Origin of the sequence: Paenibacillus koleovorans NBRC 103111, from assembly GCF_004000845.1 — a bacterium.
GTDB lineage: Bacteria > Bacillota > Bacilli > Paenibacillales > NBRC-103111 > Paenibacillus_AA > Paenibacillus_AA koleovorans.
Map to the genome: position 1 here is coordinate 24977 of NZ_BIMA01000040.1, position 16817 is coordinate 41793.

General features: G+C 57.4%; 10 protein-coding genes. All 10 read left to right on the forward strand.

Features of this window, described 5'->3' with window-relative positions:
* Positions 1–13: 13 nt before the first annotated feature.
* The 10 genes from PKO02S_RS33660 (at position 14) to PKO02S_RS15180 (ending at position 16808) form a co-directional block, all read left to right on the forward strand.
* Positions 14–3397, forward strand: coding sequence for a DUF4838 domain-containing protein (locus PKO02S_RS33660; RefSeq protein WP_127584243.1), 3384 nt, complete (start codon positions 14–16; stop codon positions 3395–3397).
* A gap of 49 nt (positions 3398–3446) precedes the next feature.
* On the forward strand, positions 3447–6317 hold the full coding sequence (locus PKO02S_RS33665) for a fibronectin type III domain-containing protein (protein WP_164821470.1): 2871 nt from the start codon (positions 3447–3449) through the stop codon (positions 6315–6317).
* A gap of 55 nt (positions 6318–6372) precedes the next feature.
* Complete coding sequence (locus PKO02S_RS15145; RefSeq protein WP_127584247.1) at positions 6373–7512, forward strand: exo-alpha-sialidase; 1140 nt, start codon at positions 6373–6375, stop codon at positions 7510–7512.
* A 35-nt stretch (positions 7513–7547) separates the two neighbouring features.
* Positions 7548–8381, forward strand: a complete 834-nt coding sequence (locus PKO02S_RS15150; RefSeq protein WP_164821471.1) for an HpcH/HpaI aldolase family protein — start codon at positions 7548–7550, stop codon at positions 8379–8381.
* An 18-nt stretch (positions 8382–8399) separates the two neighbouring features.
* On the forward strand, positions 8400–9581 hold the full coding sequence (gene nagA, locus PKO02S_RS15155) for an N-acetylglucosamine-6-phosphate deacetylase (RefSeq protein WP_127584252.1): 1182 nt from the start codon (positions 8400–8402) through the stop codon (positions 9579–9581).
* On the forward strand, positions 9568–11016 hold the full coding sequence (locus PKO02S_RS15160) for a sulfatase family protein (protein ID WP_127584254.1): 1449 nt from the start codon (positions 9568–9570) through the stop codon (positions 11014–11016). The genes nagA and PKO02S_RS15160 overlap by 14 nt, the downstream gene beginning before the upstream one ends.
* Complete coding sequence (locus PKO02S_RS15165) at positions 11013–11786, forward strand: creatininase family protein (RefSeq protein WP_127584256.1); 774 nt, start codon at positions 11013–11015, stop codon at positions 11784–11786. The genes PKO02S_RS15160 and PKO02S_RS15165 overlap by 4 nt, the downstream gene beginning before the upstream one ends.
* A 94-nt stretch (positions 11787–11880) precedes the next feature.
* Positions 11881–12876 (forward strand): Gfo/Idh/MocA family protein, encoded by a 996-nt coding sequence (locus PKO02S_RS15170; RefSeq protein WP_127584258.1) that lies wholly within the window; start codon positions 11881–11883, stop codon positions 12874–12876.
* Between the two features lie 293 nt (positions 12877–13169).
* Positions 13170–14180 carry a LacI family DNA-binding transcriptional regulator gene (locus PKO02S_RS15175; RefSeq protein ID WP_127584260.1) on the forward strand — a complete coding sequence of 337 codons (1011 nt, stop codon included), beginning with the start codon at positions 13170–13172 and terminating at the stop codon, positions 14178–14180.
* Between the two features lie 30 nt (positions 14181–14210).
* A complete protein-coding gene (locus tag PKO02S_RS15180; RefSeq protein ID WP_127584262.1) occupies positions 14211–16808 on the forward strand; it encodes a beta-mannosidase in 2598 nt (865 codons plus the stop codon).
* Positions 16809–16817: the final 9 nt, after the last annotated feature.

Consider the following 16817-nt stretch of genomic DNA (forward strand, 5'->3'; position numbering starts at 1 on the left):
GTGTGACTAGTGGATGAAAGTAGGAAAAGCAGATTGGTTCAAGTTGGGTGTGCGATTATGCGGCCTGCTCGTCGTGTCGCTATTGTTCGCTTGCTTGTACCCGACGTCTAATGCAAGCGCTGCGCAAGTGACGCTTGTTCAGAGCGGAGTGGCGCAAGCGACCATTGTGAAATCAACCTTAGCAACTGCGAACGAATCTAAGGCGGCGACCGAACTTCAGACGGGATTGCAGCAAATCACAGGCGCCACCGTTCCGATCGTGACGAATGCCGGAGGCGTGTCCGGCACTATCATCTACATCGGTCAAGCCGCGCCGGATGCGGCAACAAGCCAGACCGCCATTACCTTGGGCGGCGATGACCCGGCATCGTTTCGGCTGCTGATCAACAGCGGCGTTCTGCAGCTGGTGGGCCTCTCCGATCAAGGCACACTGTACGCCGCCTACGAGCTGCTGGAGCAGATCGGGATGCGCTGGTTCATGCCCGGCGATATCGGCACTGTGATTCCATCCGCGGCAACGGTCAACGTCGACGAGCAGGATACGATTCAACATCCCGGCTTCGCTACGCGGCTGCTTCAAGGGGTATCCTTCTATCCGACGAATCCGGACACCCCGTCCACGATAGACAGGCGTGAAGGCGAGCCTTGGGTGTCTCATCTGCGTCTTGGCGGGACGGATTATGGCGTACACGGATTCCCATGCACCAGTTATACCCAGGCAACTCGTCCTGATCTGTTCCTGGCCAGGGAGGATGGGACGCCTACCAGTCATTTGGATGTAACGAAGCCCGACGTGCTCGAATGCGTCGTGAACGGCTCGCTTGCCAAACTGAGCGCGAACCCGTCGCTCAAGTACATCAGCATGGGCCCCAAGGACGGGCATCCGAAGTTCTATACGTGGAACCCGGACTGGGACGGGGACGACATCGATGCATTTACCGGCTTGCTGTCGCTTAGCGATCGCTACGTTCGCTTTTACAATCTCGTTCAGGAACGGCTGGCCAGCGCCGGTTACCCCGATGTGGGCGTTGCTTTCTACGTGTACAGCATCTACACGCAGCCGCCGGTGCGCTGGGAGCCGAACTCCAAGCTGCTGCCCATCTTCGCCCCGATCACGTTCGACCGGCTGCATAGCATCGGTGACCCGATATCGTGGGAACGGAACTACCTGAAGGATCTTATCGCTGGTTGGAAGGACCTGGGCGTCAAAACGATGTACCGCGGATATTTGTATAATTTGGCCGATCCCGGCCTGCCGTTTTCGATGCTGGATCACGTAAGGAATGAAATCCCGTACTACAAGCAGCAAAACATCGAATATTTGCGGATCGAAACGCTGCCGGCCTGGGCGCAGCAAGGACCGATGCTGTATTTGGCCACCAAGCTGATGTGGAATCCGGAGCTGGACGTCGATGCGACGCTGGACGATTACTACACGAAATTTTTCGGGCCGTCGGGGGCGGCGATGGAGGAATATTTCGATTTGCTGCAAGCGGCGTTCACCGGCGTCGATCATTTCACGGGCAATGTGTACGACTTTCCGCATATATTGACGCCTGCCGTCATGGCGAATCTGGGTGCGGCGCTCGAAGACGCCGAAGGTCTGGCGCCGCTCGGCTCGGACTACGCCGCACGGGTGAACATGATCCGCGTAGCTTACGACTTCGCGGACGAATTTCTCGCCATGATGAGCGCAATCAACGAGTTTGATTTTGCCGCCGCCAAGCAGCACTATGACAATGCCGATAATCTATATCTCGAGGCACTGGCGCATTCGCCTATCATTTTGTCTCCGATCGGGTACAGTTACCTGGGGCGTTTCTGGAAGGACCAGGCGCAACAAGGCTACCAGCGCATTTTGAACGGCAATCGCATCGTAGCCGAGCTGCCGGACGAATGGAGCGTCATGTTGTTTCCTAACAATGCCGGGGATAAAATCGGCTTGTGGAAGCCGGAACTGGGGACGCAATCGTGGATGCCGCTGAAAACGTATTCGGAAACATGGTCCGATCAGGGGCTCCGCTATTATAAGGGGAATGCTTGGTACCGAACGTCCATCCTCGTATCGGACGCTTACGATGAAGGCCATCCGATTAAGCTGTGGTTCAGCAATATCGACGAATCGGCGCGAGTCTGGATGAATGGACAGGCGCTTCCATTGGTGACCAAAGGAAAGCTGGGCGTTCCATGGGAGTTCGATGCGACGGACGCGATTCTGTTCGGCCAAACGAATGTGATCGTTGTCGACGTAACGAACGAAATTCTCGATGAATTGGGCACGGGAGGCATCATGGGGCCGGTCATGCTCTGGGAAGAGGTAACGTCGACGGATATGGCGGCGCCAACAGCTCCGACCGGTTTGAGCGCGACGGCGGGCAGCCAAATTGACTTGAGCTGGACGGCATCGACGGACAATATCGGTGTCGCAGGCTACCATGTTTACCGGAATGGAGTTATGATCGGAACCGTAACGGGTGTGACCTACACCGATGCCGGTGCGACGGCGAACACGGCCTACAGCTATACGGTGAAGGCGTTCGACGCCGTGGGGAATTTGTCGGCAAGCAGCAATACGGTCAATGCCATGATCGATACGCTGGCCCCTAGTGCCCCTTCCGGCTTGAGCGTAACACCGGTATCGGGCAGCCAAATCGATTTGAGTTGGACGGCTTCAACGGACAATGTCGGGGCAACGGGCTACAAAGTATATCGCGACGGAGTCGAAGCGGCGACAGTGACAACGACGACCTACAGCGATATCGGCCTGACGGCATCGACGACCTACAGCTATACCGTCAAGGCGTTCGATGCGGCAGGCAATCTGTCTGCGGCCAGCGCTGCGGCAGGTGCGACGACTTATTCCCCGGGAACGTTGTTCTTCGACGATTTCGAGGACGGGATTGCCAACGGCTGGACGATGCCGCACGGCACCTGGTCGGTGGTGGCGGACAGCGGCAGCCTGGTTTATGAAGCGCTCGACGCCCCTGCGGCAAATAGTTACACGGAAGCTTACACGGGCAACGTCGCGTGGACGGATTATGAGCTCGAAGCCCGGATCAAGCCGCTCAGCTTCGCAGGCGACGGCTCGCTCCGGATCTTCGGCAGATACCAGAACAGCACCAACTACTATATGTTCCAATACAACCATTCGCAGAGCAAGCTATACATTCAGAAGCGAATCGGCAGCACGACGACCGTGCTGGCGCAGAAAGCTTACACCTTGTCTGCGGGTACGGTTTACACGTTCCGCCTGGTCATGAACGGGAGCACATTGGACTTCTATATTGACGGAGTCAAGGAGTTGACAACGACCGATACCAGTCTGGCTGCGGGGAAAATCGGTTTCTACCTGAAGGACACCGGCGTGCATATTGATGATGTCCGGGTTGCGCAATAACCGCAGGCGGACGATTGTGATCAACGCGATGAAAGGATGTGCTTCATCCGTGAAAATAGTTCTTCGCGCGCTTGCAACGGCGCTTGGCGCCACCGCGCTGCTGATGGTCCTAGCGCTGGCGCCGATGCTCGAGCCTTCCGTATACGCGGAAGAAAGTTCTCCCTATCTCGTACCGGCCACAATTGCTGACGATTGTTCGGCAGACGTGACAATGGAGCTGCTCGATTGGATTAACGCCGTGCCCGACGGTTCGACGCTTCAGTTCGGCCCCGATGCCTGTTATCAGGTCGAAGGCTCGCTCTACATCCGCAATCGCCACAATCTGGTGTTCGACGGCAATGGCGCCACGTTTCAGGCTCTGACGGACGGCAGCGGCGTCGCCGCGCCTGCGCCGGCATATGCTCATCTGTGGCCCCGCAATCGGGCGCATTGGCTTGTGGACGGTGGCTCGAGCCTGACCTTTCGCAACATGACCGTGATTGGCGCCAATCCCAATGCAGGCGCTCATATCGGTTACGTAGCGGCTCTCGAGCAGCAGCCGGGCTTCGAGCTGGACGGCGTCAACGGCGCGACGGTGGAGAATACAACGGTGTCGGACGTATACGGCGATTTCGTATACGTTGGCGGCAACGCCAAAAATGTCGTCGTGCAGGGCAACCATTTCGACAGAAGCGGCCGTATGGGGATTGCGATCACTTACGGGCAATATGTAACGGTCAGCGGCAATTACATTTACAATGCCGGGAGGTCCATGATCGATCTGGAACCGGCGCTTGCTTATCAGGAAATCCACCATATCAAAGTAACACATAATGACATCGGCCCCCATAGGCTCACCTTCTTCGCCAACAAGGGGGCCGGCGGCAATATCTCGGATGTGGAGATCAGCTACAACGAGGTGACGGGAACCGACATCAATGCGTTGGTCGGCATAGCGGAGGCTCGCCGCAGCAATTTCAAATTCAACTACAACACAGGGACCGGCGGCTTCGGCAGCCCCCACGGTGCGTTGGTGTTCCATAATATCGACGGTATCGAGGTGATCGGGAATTCCCAGCGGGTTGGCGGCTCCCTTCCCGGCGTTCACTCCGGCGTAGCCGTTCAGTTGATCGGCTCCACCGATGTGGAGGTGCGCGATAACGTGTTCGCCCGGCTGGAAAGTCCGAGTCTGACGCAATACGGCCCGGTCACGGTCATTTCCGCCGATGGCGCCAGCTCCAATTATGTGCATTGCAACAACATCACCAACTACGGCGGCGTTCCGCCTGCGTCGGACGGTTCCGGCCCATGCAGCCCGACACCCGATACGGTCAACCCGACGGTTCCGGGCAATGTGAAGGCGACGGCCGTTTCCGCCAGCCAAATACATCTTGTCTGGACAGCTGCGACGGATGACAATCGTGTGGCCTCCTACCGGATTTATCGGGATGGAGCTGAGGTAGGAGCGACTTCGGGCACCACTTATAGCGACGCGCAGCTGACGCCCTTGACAGCCTATGCGTACACGATAAAGGCTCGCGACCCGGCAGGGAATATGTCGGCGGCAAGCGCTATCGTCGAGGTGACAACGCTCGCTTCCGGGGTGCTGTTTCACGACGATTTCGAGGACGGGAGCGCCGATGGATGGACGGAAACGCGAGGCGCCTGGACGGTGACTGCGGCAGGCGCCGGCAACGTATATGAATCCGTTGAAGACCCGCTCGCCGGCATTCCGTTCGCCGAGACGCTGGTCGGCGACAGCGATTGGACCGATTATGCGGTAGAAGCCGAAATTCGCCCGCTTGCGTTCAGGGGAGACGGGGCGATCAGGCTGTATGCCGACTACCAGAACAGCAACAATCATTATTTGTTCCAATACAACAACAAGCTGCACCAGCTGTCGATTGTCAGGCGGGTCGGCGGCACGGCGACAGCGCTCGCGCAGAAGTCGTTTGCGCTGTCTGCGGGCACGCCTTATACGGTCAAAGCGGTCACATACGGAGGCGGGCTCAGCTTCTACGTGAACGGAACGCTCGAACTGACTGCTTCCGACAGCAGTCTGGCAGCGGGGAGAACAGGCTTGTACGTGAAAGGCGTCGACGTTCAGATCGACAATGTGTTCGTGACCCAGTTCGATCTGGAAGCGCCGTCCGCGCCGACCGCTTTGACAGCCGTGGCGGTATCGGACAGTGAGGCCGAGCTGAGTTGGACGGCATCAACGGATAATATCGGCGTGGCCGGTTACAAGCTGTATCGGGATGGCATGGAAGTGGCGACAGTGACTGCCGCTTCCTATCACGATCGCGGCCTTGCGGCCGCAACGGCATACAGCTACACCGTAAAAGCCTTCGATGCGGCGGGGAATATGTCGGCGGCCAGCAATGCGGCCCTTGTGACGACACTCGCATTCGTGCTGTTCGCTGACGATTTCGAGGATGGTTCTGCCGATGGTTGGAGTGCGCCGCACGGGACTTGGTCGGTGGTGACGGTTAACGGCAATCGGGTGTATGAAGCGCTTGATGATGCAGGCGTCGTTGGCAGTTATGCGGAGACATATGCCGGCAACGGCGCTTGGACGGACTATACGATGGAGGTGCGCATTCAACCGCTCAGCTTCGCAGGCGACGGATCGTTGCGCTTGTTGGCCAGGTATCAAAACAACAACAACTATTATTTATTTCAATACAATAACAAATTAGGGAATTTATATATTCAGAAACGAATCGGGGCAGCCACGACCGTGCTGGCACAGAAATCGTTCACGCTGGCTACGGGTAACTGGTATACATTCCGGGTGGCTCTGAACGGGAGCGAACTCAGCTTTTCCATCGACGGAATCGAACAATTAACGGCAACCGATACCGGCCTGGAAGCGGGCAAGTTCGGGTTTTATTTGAAAGATACCGGCGCCTACCTCGATGACGTTCAGGTGCGGCATTAATGGAATTGTACCGCCATCCAACATACTGCCATCAAACACAAAGGAAGTGTACGAATTGCCTCCCATCGCAACCGGCGTAACCGACTACACCATTCAACTGGACACGATTCGTTCCGGGTTTGTTCCTACACAGCCGCACTGCTGGGTTCATTCCAGAGTGGGGGTCGTTCCCGGCAAAGTGCCGAAGATAATTGTGACCATGCAGGAGCTGCTGCTGAGCGGCATGGACATATTCGGCTCTTTGCACGAGATGAGCACCTCCGACCTGGGAAGAAGCTGGGCCGGTCCGACCGAACGGGCCGCCCTTGGGCTCAGGTCTACGCGGGAGGATGTGCGGACCGGGGTATGTGACTTCACTCCGGCTTGGCATGAAGCGTCGGGCAAACTGCTTGGCATCGGCATCGCCAAGGCGTACAAGGGAGAGGAGCATCATCCCTTGCCATATCAGATCGCCTATTCCGCGTATGACGCAGACACGCAGCAATGGGCGGAGTGGGCGGTGATGGACGCGCCTTCCGAATTCATCGTTGCCGCCGCCGGCTGCACGCAGCGAGTGGATCTCCAGGACGGTCACGTACTGCTGCCCGTTTATTGCCTCAAAAGCACGAGTCCTTATTTCTGCAGCACGATTATGAAGTGTTCCTTCGACGGGAAAGAGCTGCGGTACGTCGAGCACGGCCCGGAGCTGACCATCGCCCGGGGCCGCGGCTATTACGAGCCTTCCCTGACGAAATACGGCTCCGATTATTTCCTTACGCTGCGCGCCGACGATCACGGGGCGGTGGCACGCAGCAAGGACGGGCAACACTTCACGGAGCCGCAGATGTGGAGCTGGGATGACGGCAGCATGGTTCCTACTTACAATACCCAACAGCATTGGGTCACGCACAGCAACGGGTTATTTCTGGTCTACACCCGCAAGGCTGACAATAACGGCCATGTGTTTCGGCATCGCGCTCCGCTCTTCATGGCGGAAGTCGACCCGAACCGGATGTGCCTGATTCGGGCGACGGAGAAAATTCTCGTTCCGGAGCGCGGGGCCAGACTATGCAATTTCGGCGTCGTGAATGTGAACGAGGAGGAAACATGGATAACCGTGTGCGAATGGATGCAGAAAGCCGGCTGCGAGCAATACGGGAGTGACAACAGCACGTTTGCGGCTCGTATTATTTGGGACCGCCCGAACGATATTTGACAGCACTCACTATTTGACGAAAAGGGATGGTAGCCATGAAGGGAAAACAGGTTAAAGAAAGCCTGGTGCGCGGCGACAGAATTTACGGCACGCATATGGTGAGCTTGGGAAATCCATTGTCCGCAGGCTGGACGGCCGATCTTGAATTGGATTTCGTGTTCATCTGTACCGAGCATATTCCGATCGACCGGACCGAAGTAGCGGCCATGTGCCAGCTTTATGCCAGCCGCGGCATATCGCCGATGGTACGCATTCCATATCCGGACAAATACTGGGCGAACATGGCGATCGAAGGCGGCGCGGAGGGCATCGTTGCGCCTTACGTCGAAACGGTCGAGCAAGTCCGGGATCTGGTCGGCGCAGTGAAATACCGGCCGATCAAAGGCAAGTTTCTGCAAGATTTGTTAAGCGGAGCGCGCCAGCCGGGCGACAAGCTGGCCCGCTACATGGAGCGGTTCAATCAGGACTTGTACGTGATCGTGGGGATCGAAAGCGAGGAAGCGATCGCCAACCTGGAGGCGCTTCTTTCGGTCGACGGCGTGGATGGGGTTTTCCTCGGGCCCCACGACATTACGTGCTCCATGGGCATTCCGGAAGAATACGACCATCCCGATTTTATCGCTGTGATCGTCGATGTGGTGAAGCGCTGCCGGGCAATGAACAAGGGGGTCGGCATTCATATGGATTTGACGCATGATCGCTGCAAGCCGTTCTTCGATGCGGGCATGAATTTTATGCTGAATCAGGCGGATACGGTGAAAATGATCCATACGCTGAAAGGCGATTTCAAGCAGCTCCGGGACAAATACGGCGACCGGTATCAGCTTCCGGGCGAAACGGCTGAACAAGGGAAAACCATCGTGTACTAGAAAGTGAGAACCGGCGAGATGCGAGCGGAATGGACAGGAAAACATTGGCTTACCGGCGAGCCGACCCGCCTGGTTACTGCGGACGGAACGATCGTTTCCGTGAGGGAAGCGGAGCACGCGCCGTACTATTGGATCGCTCCCGGGCTGATTGACGTTCAACTGAACGGCATCGGCGGATTCGACTTGAATGACCGGAGTGTGACAGTCGACACGGTGAAGCAAATCGTTCGGGTGCTGCACAAGGGCGGGGTGACCCGGTTCTGCCCTACCGTCGTGACAGGTACGCGAGAACGGATGCTTCATACGATTCGGGTCATTGCGGCGGCGTGCGATCAGGATCCGTTAATTCGCTATACCGTTATGGGAATACATGTCGAGGGGCCGTTTATTTCCCCGGAGGACGGACCGCGCGGCGCGCATAACCGCGACTGGGTAAGAGATCCCGATTGGGAAGAGCTGGAGCAATGGCTCGAAGCGTCCGGGGGGAGAGTCCGGAAAGTCACCCTGGCTCCGGAACGGCCCGGGGCGATCGAGATGATCCGGCGGCTGCGCCAGCTTGGCATCATCGCCGCGATCGGGCATACGGGCGCGCAGGAGGAAGACATCCGGCAAGCCGTGAAGGCGGGCGCCAGCATGAGCACCCATCTGGGGAACGGAGCTCACCCGTATATCAAGCGCCACCCGAACTATATCTGGTCGCAGCTGGCGGAGGATAGCCTGTGGGCGGGGCTCATTGCGGATGGCCATCATCTGCCGGTAGCGACGCTTAAAGCCATGATTCGCGTGAAAGGACGCAAAGCGATTCTGACAAGCGATGCCGTGCATCTGGCCGGGATGCCGCCCGGCCGGTATACCTCCCACATGAACGGCGAAGTTGTCCTGGAGCCGAACGGGTTGCTGCATCTGGCACAGCAGCCGGACATTATGGCCGGATCGGCGACGCCGCTGCATATCGGCCTGCAGCGTGTCGCGGCAAGCGGCATTTGCTCCTTGGGCGAAGCGATCAATATGGCTTCCTTGCACCCGGCCGAGTTGTTCGGGCTGGCACATCAGGGAGTGGGGCAGCTTGGCGCAGGTTCGCCTGCCGATTTCATTGTGTATGACTGGAACGAGGACTGCTCTTTAACCGTTGTACGGACGATTTCCGCCGGTGCGGTCGTATACGAATCGGAGGAGGCGCGACTGGGTGGACGCATGTAATGTAAAACTTCCTCATATTGTATGGATTGTCGCGGAGGACATGGGGCCGCAGCTGGGTTGTTATGGCGCTGTTGACCTGCAAACGCCGGAAATCGACAAGCTGGCATCCCAGGGTTGCCGATTTTCGACTGTCTGGTGCACGCAATCTGTCTGCAGTCCGGCTCGCGCTTCGCTGCTTACCGGACTGTATCCTCACGAACATGGGCAGATCGGACTGACCATGCATCGATTCCGCTTGTTTGACGGAATCGTCAACCTTCCCGAGCGTATGAAAAAAGCGGGGTATCGCACCGGTATCGTAGGCAAGCTGCACATCGAGCCGGAAGAACAGTTTGTATTCGACTGTCAATGGAACGATCTGCAGCAATTCGGATTCGGGCCGAACCAGCGGCGCGACTATGGAGAAGCGCTCTCCGTGATCGAACGGTTCATCGACGAGGCGGGTGAAGATCCATTCTGGCTCATGTACAATCTGCCGGATGCCCACTTGCCGCATATGCGCCAGAACTGCGGCGAGCCGCACGATCCGACAAACGGCCGCGATATCGGTCCGCTGGAGGCGATCGGCGTGGACAGCGCCGATCTGCGGGAATGCGTCGCCGATTACTATAATTGCATACGCCGGGCAGACAAGGCCGTTGGGGAACTCATGAGGCTGCTGGAACGCCGCGGTTTGAGCGACAATACGTTGGTCGTATTCACCTCCGATCACGGCATGCAGTTTCCGCGCGGCAAAACGACGCTTTACGAGCCGGGTTTGCGCATCCCCCTGCTGCTCCGGTGGCCCGGACGGATGCCGGAAGGGGTTGTGATCGACATGCCGGCTTCCGGTATCGATATGATGCCCACCGTGCTAGATGCGGCGGGTCTGGAGCATGCGGATCTCCCCGGAAGATCGCTGTTGCGCGTCGCGAAGGAGCCGCGCGATGCCGATCGGCTGATTTTTGCAGAATGGAATTCCAGCCACCCGCCGATCACGTATCCGCAGCGGGCCGTGCGCAACCGGCGCTGCAAGTTGATCTGGAGCCCAATGCAGGATCGCTCCAATCCAACTTACGACTATTATCGAAGTTTGCCAACGCTGCCGCCGATTCCGGCGCAGCTTCCGGCGGAAACGGAAGCGGCCTTCGGCGTCTGGGCGACGCCGCCGCTATACGAGCTCTACGACCTGGAGCGCGACGGGAACGAACTGCACAATATGGCCGGGCATCCGGACTATGCCGATGAGGAGCATTGTCTTCGCGCGGCACTCAAGCAATGGATGGCGGCAACCGGAGATTTTGCTTCCGATGCGCGTAAACTGGGCGGATTTATGGATGAAGCGGATGCGGTTTGCGCGGAATACTATCAAGCGAACAAACTGCGGCCCAGCAACGATTTTCAGTGGGAATACCCGCAGTATTTGCGGTCGATCGATGGAGGATTTCTGAAATGAGATCGATATATTACAGTGAGCATACGCGAGAGCAGTTGACGAGGCTGGCGAAAGAAGGGGCGATGGTTGTAGTGCCGCTGGCGGCAACGGAGCAGCACGGACCCCATCTCCCCGTTGCTGTCGACAGCTTGATAACGGAGTACATTGTCGAGAGGGCGGTTCGACAGGCGAACTGCCCGTTCCCGCTCCTGATCGCGCCGCTGCTGGCGATCGGCTGCTCCGAGCATCATCTGCAATATGGAGGCACGTTGTCCTGGTCATCCGGCACTTATTTGCGCATGCTGCAAGAAATCGGCGAGAGTTTGGCGGCGGACGGCTTTCGCAGGCTGCTGTTTCTGAACGGCCACGGCGGCAATGAGGCGATTATGCGGCAGGCGGCGACCGATCTGGCAGTTGGTCACGAGCTGTGGGTGGCGGCGGCCTCTTATTGGGCCATTGCGGGCGGTGCGCTGCATCAGGCCGGAGCCGATGCGGACGGCATCGTTCCCGGCCACGCCGGACAGTTCGAAACGTCGCTGATGCTGGCGATTCGTCCCGAGCTAGTCGACAGGTCCCGAATTCCCGCGGAGCATCCGGTCGTTCCATGGATCGGGAGCGGAGGTCCCGGCGTGTTCCTCGGCAAACACGATCGGCTGACGGGTCGGGACGGGTTTACCGATGCTTCCGCCAAGGCGACGGCAGAACGAGGAGCCGTATATTTGCAGTTGATCGTGGATCGTGTTGCCGACTGGATCGTCGCCGTATGCGGCACCATGGAAGCTGAAACCTGAGGACCGAACCAACAAGATCAGTTAATGTACGCGCGTACTTTCGCGGAGCGCCTCCCGTCTGGTACAATAGAGGCATGACGGAAGGAGAGTAACGATGACGGTATCCACGATAAAATGGGGCATTATGGGGCCTGGGAGTATATCCGGCGATTTTGCGAACGAGCTGGTGCACGCACCGGGGGCGGAGCTGGTCGCGGTAGCCGGCAGGTCGAAGGAAAAGGCGGATGAGTTTGCCGCCAAATACAACGTACCTCGATCATACGGCAGCTGCGAGGAGCTGGCGAACGATCCGGATGTGCAAATCGTTTATATAGGCACGCTGCACACGGTCCACTGCGAAAACGCGCTGACGCTGCTGAATGCGGGCAAAGCGGTGCTGTGCGAAAAACCGCTGACGATAAACGCGGCGGAATCGGCGCAAATGATCGAGCTGGCGCGACGCAAAGGGTTGTTCCTGATGGAAGGCATGTGGACCCGCCACCTGCCGGTCATCGCCAAGGTGCGCGAGTGGCTGCGCGAAGGGCGCATCGGCGAAACGAAGCTGCTCAAGGCGGAGTTCGGCTTCGACGCGGGCTGGAACCCGACCGGACGGCTGCTCGATCCGGCCAAAGGCGGCGGCGCGCTGCTCGATGCCGGCATTTATCCGGTTTCGCTCGCTTCGATGGTATTCGGCGGCGAACAGCCGGCGCGAATCGAAAGCTCGGTGGTCATCGGCGAAACTGGCGTCGACGAACAGTTCTCCCTGCTGTTCGAATACGCAGGCGGCAGCATCGCTTCGCTGCAAGGCGCGGTGCGGCTCGGGATGAACAATGACGCCTGGATCTACGGCACGCAAGGGAAAATCCACATCAAGGAGTTTCTCTGGTCGCGTGAAGCGACGTTGTACGCGAAGGATGCGGAGCCGGAAACGTTCGTCGACAGCCGCGATACGCGAGGTTTCGTTTTCCAGCAGATCGAAACGATGAACGCGCTGCGCGAAGGGCGCAAGGAAAGCCCGGCGATACCGCTGGACGAATCGCAGGCAATCATGCAGACGCTCGACGCGATCCGCAAGCAGTGGAACTTGACGTACGAGAACGATCGGAAATAGCGGGACAATCGGCAGGGCAGTGCGGCAATCCGGATGACGGGCGCCGCATTGCCCTGTTTGCCGTTTGGGGCGGCTCGTTTCATATGGAACAGCGGGCGGCAAAACGGCGATAGGTAACCGGTGGCGACCATGTATACGCGCAGGAGGACCTAAGAGGAATGAGAGTGTGTTGAAAAAAGCTCTCGCCGGAACCGACGCTCCCCGCAAAATAACGATTGTCGCCGCCAGCCGCTGCTGGTATACTTTTCTCATTAACGAAAGACTTTCGTAAACTTAAGGAGGCAAGCCGATAGATGAACATATACGAAATCGCCAAACAAGCGAATGTATCGATCGCCACCGTCTCGAAGGTGATCAACGGCAAGCAGGACGTAGGACAGGCAACGCGGGAGAAGGTGTTGAAAATCATCCAGGACAACAACTTCAAACCCAAGGTGTCGGTCACTTCGCTCAAAAATATCGCGGTTTTCGCTCCGATGGGAGAGAGCCATCCGATGTCCACGCCGTATTACTCATCGGTTCTCTCCGGGATTGGAGAGGTAGCCTTCGATGAAGACTACACGATCACTCTAGTGTCCACGAACCGGATTCCGCGCAAGGAGCAGGAGCTTCTGAAGTTTTGCCAGCAAAGAAAAATAGACGGCGGCATTTTCCTCCTGCTGACGATGGAGGACAGCTACATGGCGAAGCTGGCTCACAAGCTGCCGATGGTGTCGATCTCCCGGCCTTTCGACGCGTTCCCGATCGGGCACGTGGAGGCGGACAATTTAGGCGGGGGCTACCAGGCGGTACGGCATCTGGTCGAGTATGGACACGCGCAGATTTTGCTCCTGCTGCCCAGCCAGAAATACCACGACCACCAGATGCGGCTTCAAGGCGGCGAACAAGCGCTCCGAGAATCAGGTTTGGTCAAACACCCGGGCAGCTTGAACCACACGATGGCGATGAGCGATATGGATTTGCAGTTGCACCTAGAGCGTGTGATGGGACAGGAGCCGAGGCCGACCGCGATTTTCGCCGGCATGGATCAAGAAGCGATCCGCATCATGCGGCTGTTGCAAACGATCGGTTTGCGTGTGCCCGAGGATGTGTCCGTAGTAGGCTTCGACGACTTGTACTTTGCGGCCAACACATCGCCGCCGCTCACCACGATCCAGCACCCCGTCTACGAAGTCGGCAAAGAAGCTTGCCGGACGCTCATTCGCATGATTGAGAAACAAGAGGATGCTGCATACACAGACAAGGTGCTTCCCTCAACGAAACTGATGATCCGGAGCTCTACGAGAAATATTCGATCCCAGTAAGCATCCACAAATAATAGGGAGGAAAAATCGATGAAATGTTTGGAGTTAAACGGGGAATGGGAGCTGACTTGGACAGAGCCGGAAGCTCAACCCCAGGTGGAATCGGCAGCTTGGTATCCGGCGCAAGTACCGGGTGAGGTGCACTTGGATTTGTATCGCGCCGGCGTAATCCCGGATCCTTATTTCGGCACCAACTTTTTCAAATGCGAATGGATGGAGAAGTCCGACTTCTGGTATCGCAAAACATTCCATTTGCCGGAAGACTTCGTCGACACCCGCATGCTGCTGAAGTTCGAAGGGCTGGATACGTTCGCAACGATCTGGGTCAACGGCTCGGAAGTAGCGCAAACGCGCAACATGTTTATCCCGTACGAGTTCGAAATCGGCGAACACCTGCAAGCCGGCGCCAGCAATACGATTACCGTCCGATTGTCCGGGCCGATCAGCTTCGTCAAACGGGGGGTGCAGTTCCCGCATCTCCCGATCGATGTTTCCCGTGTTCCAGTTACATTCAACATGCCTTGGCGCCTGTACTCTCGCAAAATGCAAATGAGCTACGGCTGGGACAATGTGCCTCGAATGGTGACGACGGGGATTTTCCGTCCGGTGCAGCTGTGGTCTTATGCAGCCGCTAAAATCGAGGACTTGCATCTGGTGAGCCGCGTGGAAGAGAGGGACGCTACGGTTAGCGTTTCATTCAAAGCGGATGTGCCTGCTGCAACCGCAAGCCATCTAACCGCCCACTTCCACATGGTAGAAGAAGACGGCAAGCTTGTTGCTGAAGCCAACCTGACACCCGATGCCGATGGCGTTTTCCGAATGGAAGCCCACATTGCCGAGGCGAAATTGTGGTGGCCTTTTCAACTGGGCAAGCCGCACCTGCATCAAGTGAAGGTTACGTTGCGGGATGGCGATCGCGTACTGGATGAGCGTCAGCTGTCCTACGGCATTCGTTCCGTACGGGTGGTCACGGAGCCCGCGACGAAGCGAATTGTCGATTATCGCATCGGCACCGTCGACAATCGTCCGGTTGGCATGGACGGCGGCTTCATCCGGGCATGGGGCAAAGTGCCGCTGGACCCGCCGCAAGAGGTCGACGTCCATCCATTCCGCCTCGAGATCAACGGGCAGCCGATTTTCATCAAAGGGGTCAACTGGCAGCCGGCGGACAATTTTCTCCCCAATGTCAGCGGTCAGAAGTACGAAATTCTCCTTCGAAGGGTCCGCGAGGCGAATTTGAATCTGGTGCGGATATGGGGCGGCGGCGTGCCGGAGGATGATCGGTTCTTTGATTTGTGCGACCGGTTGGGCATCTTCGTCTGGCAAGACTTCTTCTTCGCCTGTGCGCTGTACCCTCAGGACGATTGGTTCGTGAACGAAGTGGAGGCGGAGACGATCGCGGTCATCAAAAGGCTGCGTAACCGTACGAGCCTCATCATCTGGTGCGGCGACAATGAAGGGGACATGGCCAACTTCGACCGCGGCAACGACCCGATCGCTTCGAACCGAATCACGCATCAACTGATTCCGAGCTTGGTGCATCAATACGACTCGACCCGCTATTACCATCCGAGCAGTCCATCCGGCGGCGGTTATCCGCGTGCACCTTGGGCAGGGGATAAAAGGAACTGGGGCGCTTTTTACCCCCACAACTTTTATGAGCATATCCGCAGCGACGAAGGTGTGTTCATCAGTGAAGGGGGCTCGTATTCGCTGCCTAGCATGAGGTCGATCGAGGCGTCGATTCCGGAAGGGGAGAGATGGCCGGTTATGGGCTCGGAGTCCTGGTATTACCATTTGGGCAATGTGCCGGGAACGTATCGAGCATTCGAATCGCTGATGGACTCCTACATAAGCCAATATTTTGGCAAGCCGGAGACGCTGGAGGAGTACATCTGGCTCAGCCAGTATGCGCAGGGCAACGGTTATAAAGCGTTTGTCGAGCATTTCCGCTCACGCAAGTACGATTGCGGCGGATTCGCGATTTGGAAATATACCGATGCCTGGCCGTGCGGATGCATGACGTTGGTTGACTATCATTTGACGAATAAGATCAGCTTTTACTATACGAAACGCGCTTCCTCGCCTGTCCTGCTCTCGCTGAAATACGCGGAGGACCGCTTCGAGGTGTGGGTGATCAACGACGAGCTGCGTCCGGTGCAAGGGATTGTGTCGGTGGAGGCGATCCATAATCAGACTGGGGATGCCGTGTTGATCTTGAGTCAAGAAGCGACTGTCACAGCGGACTGCGCAACTCTTGTAAACGAAATTATGCTAACCGATTTGGCGCCTTACGATAAACATAGCTATGTACTACGAGCTCGGATGACCAACGAAGGGTCGATCGTTTCGCAGAACTTGCACTATTTGGACGATATTATCCGGTACTCTTTTCCGAAAAGCGAAGCGCTGGTCACGACGAATCAAACGGTGCAAGGTCAAATGACAATCACCGTCGAAGCTCAGACGTTTATCCGTAATGTGGAGATCGACCTTCCGGCAGCGGACCCGGCGAACGTCACATATTCGGACAATCATTTCCCAATGTTCGCAGGGGAGAAAGCTGTGGTGACGGTAGTTGTGAGCGGGGCGACCGAGCTCGGAGAGCCAGTAGTGAAGTGTAGATAAATGATGCGT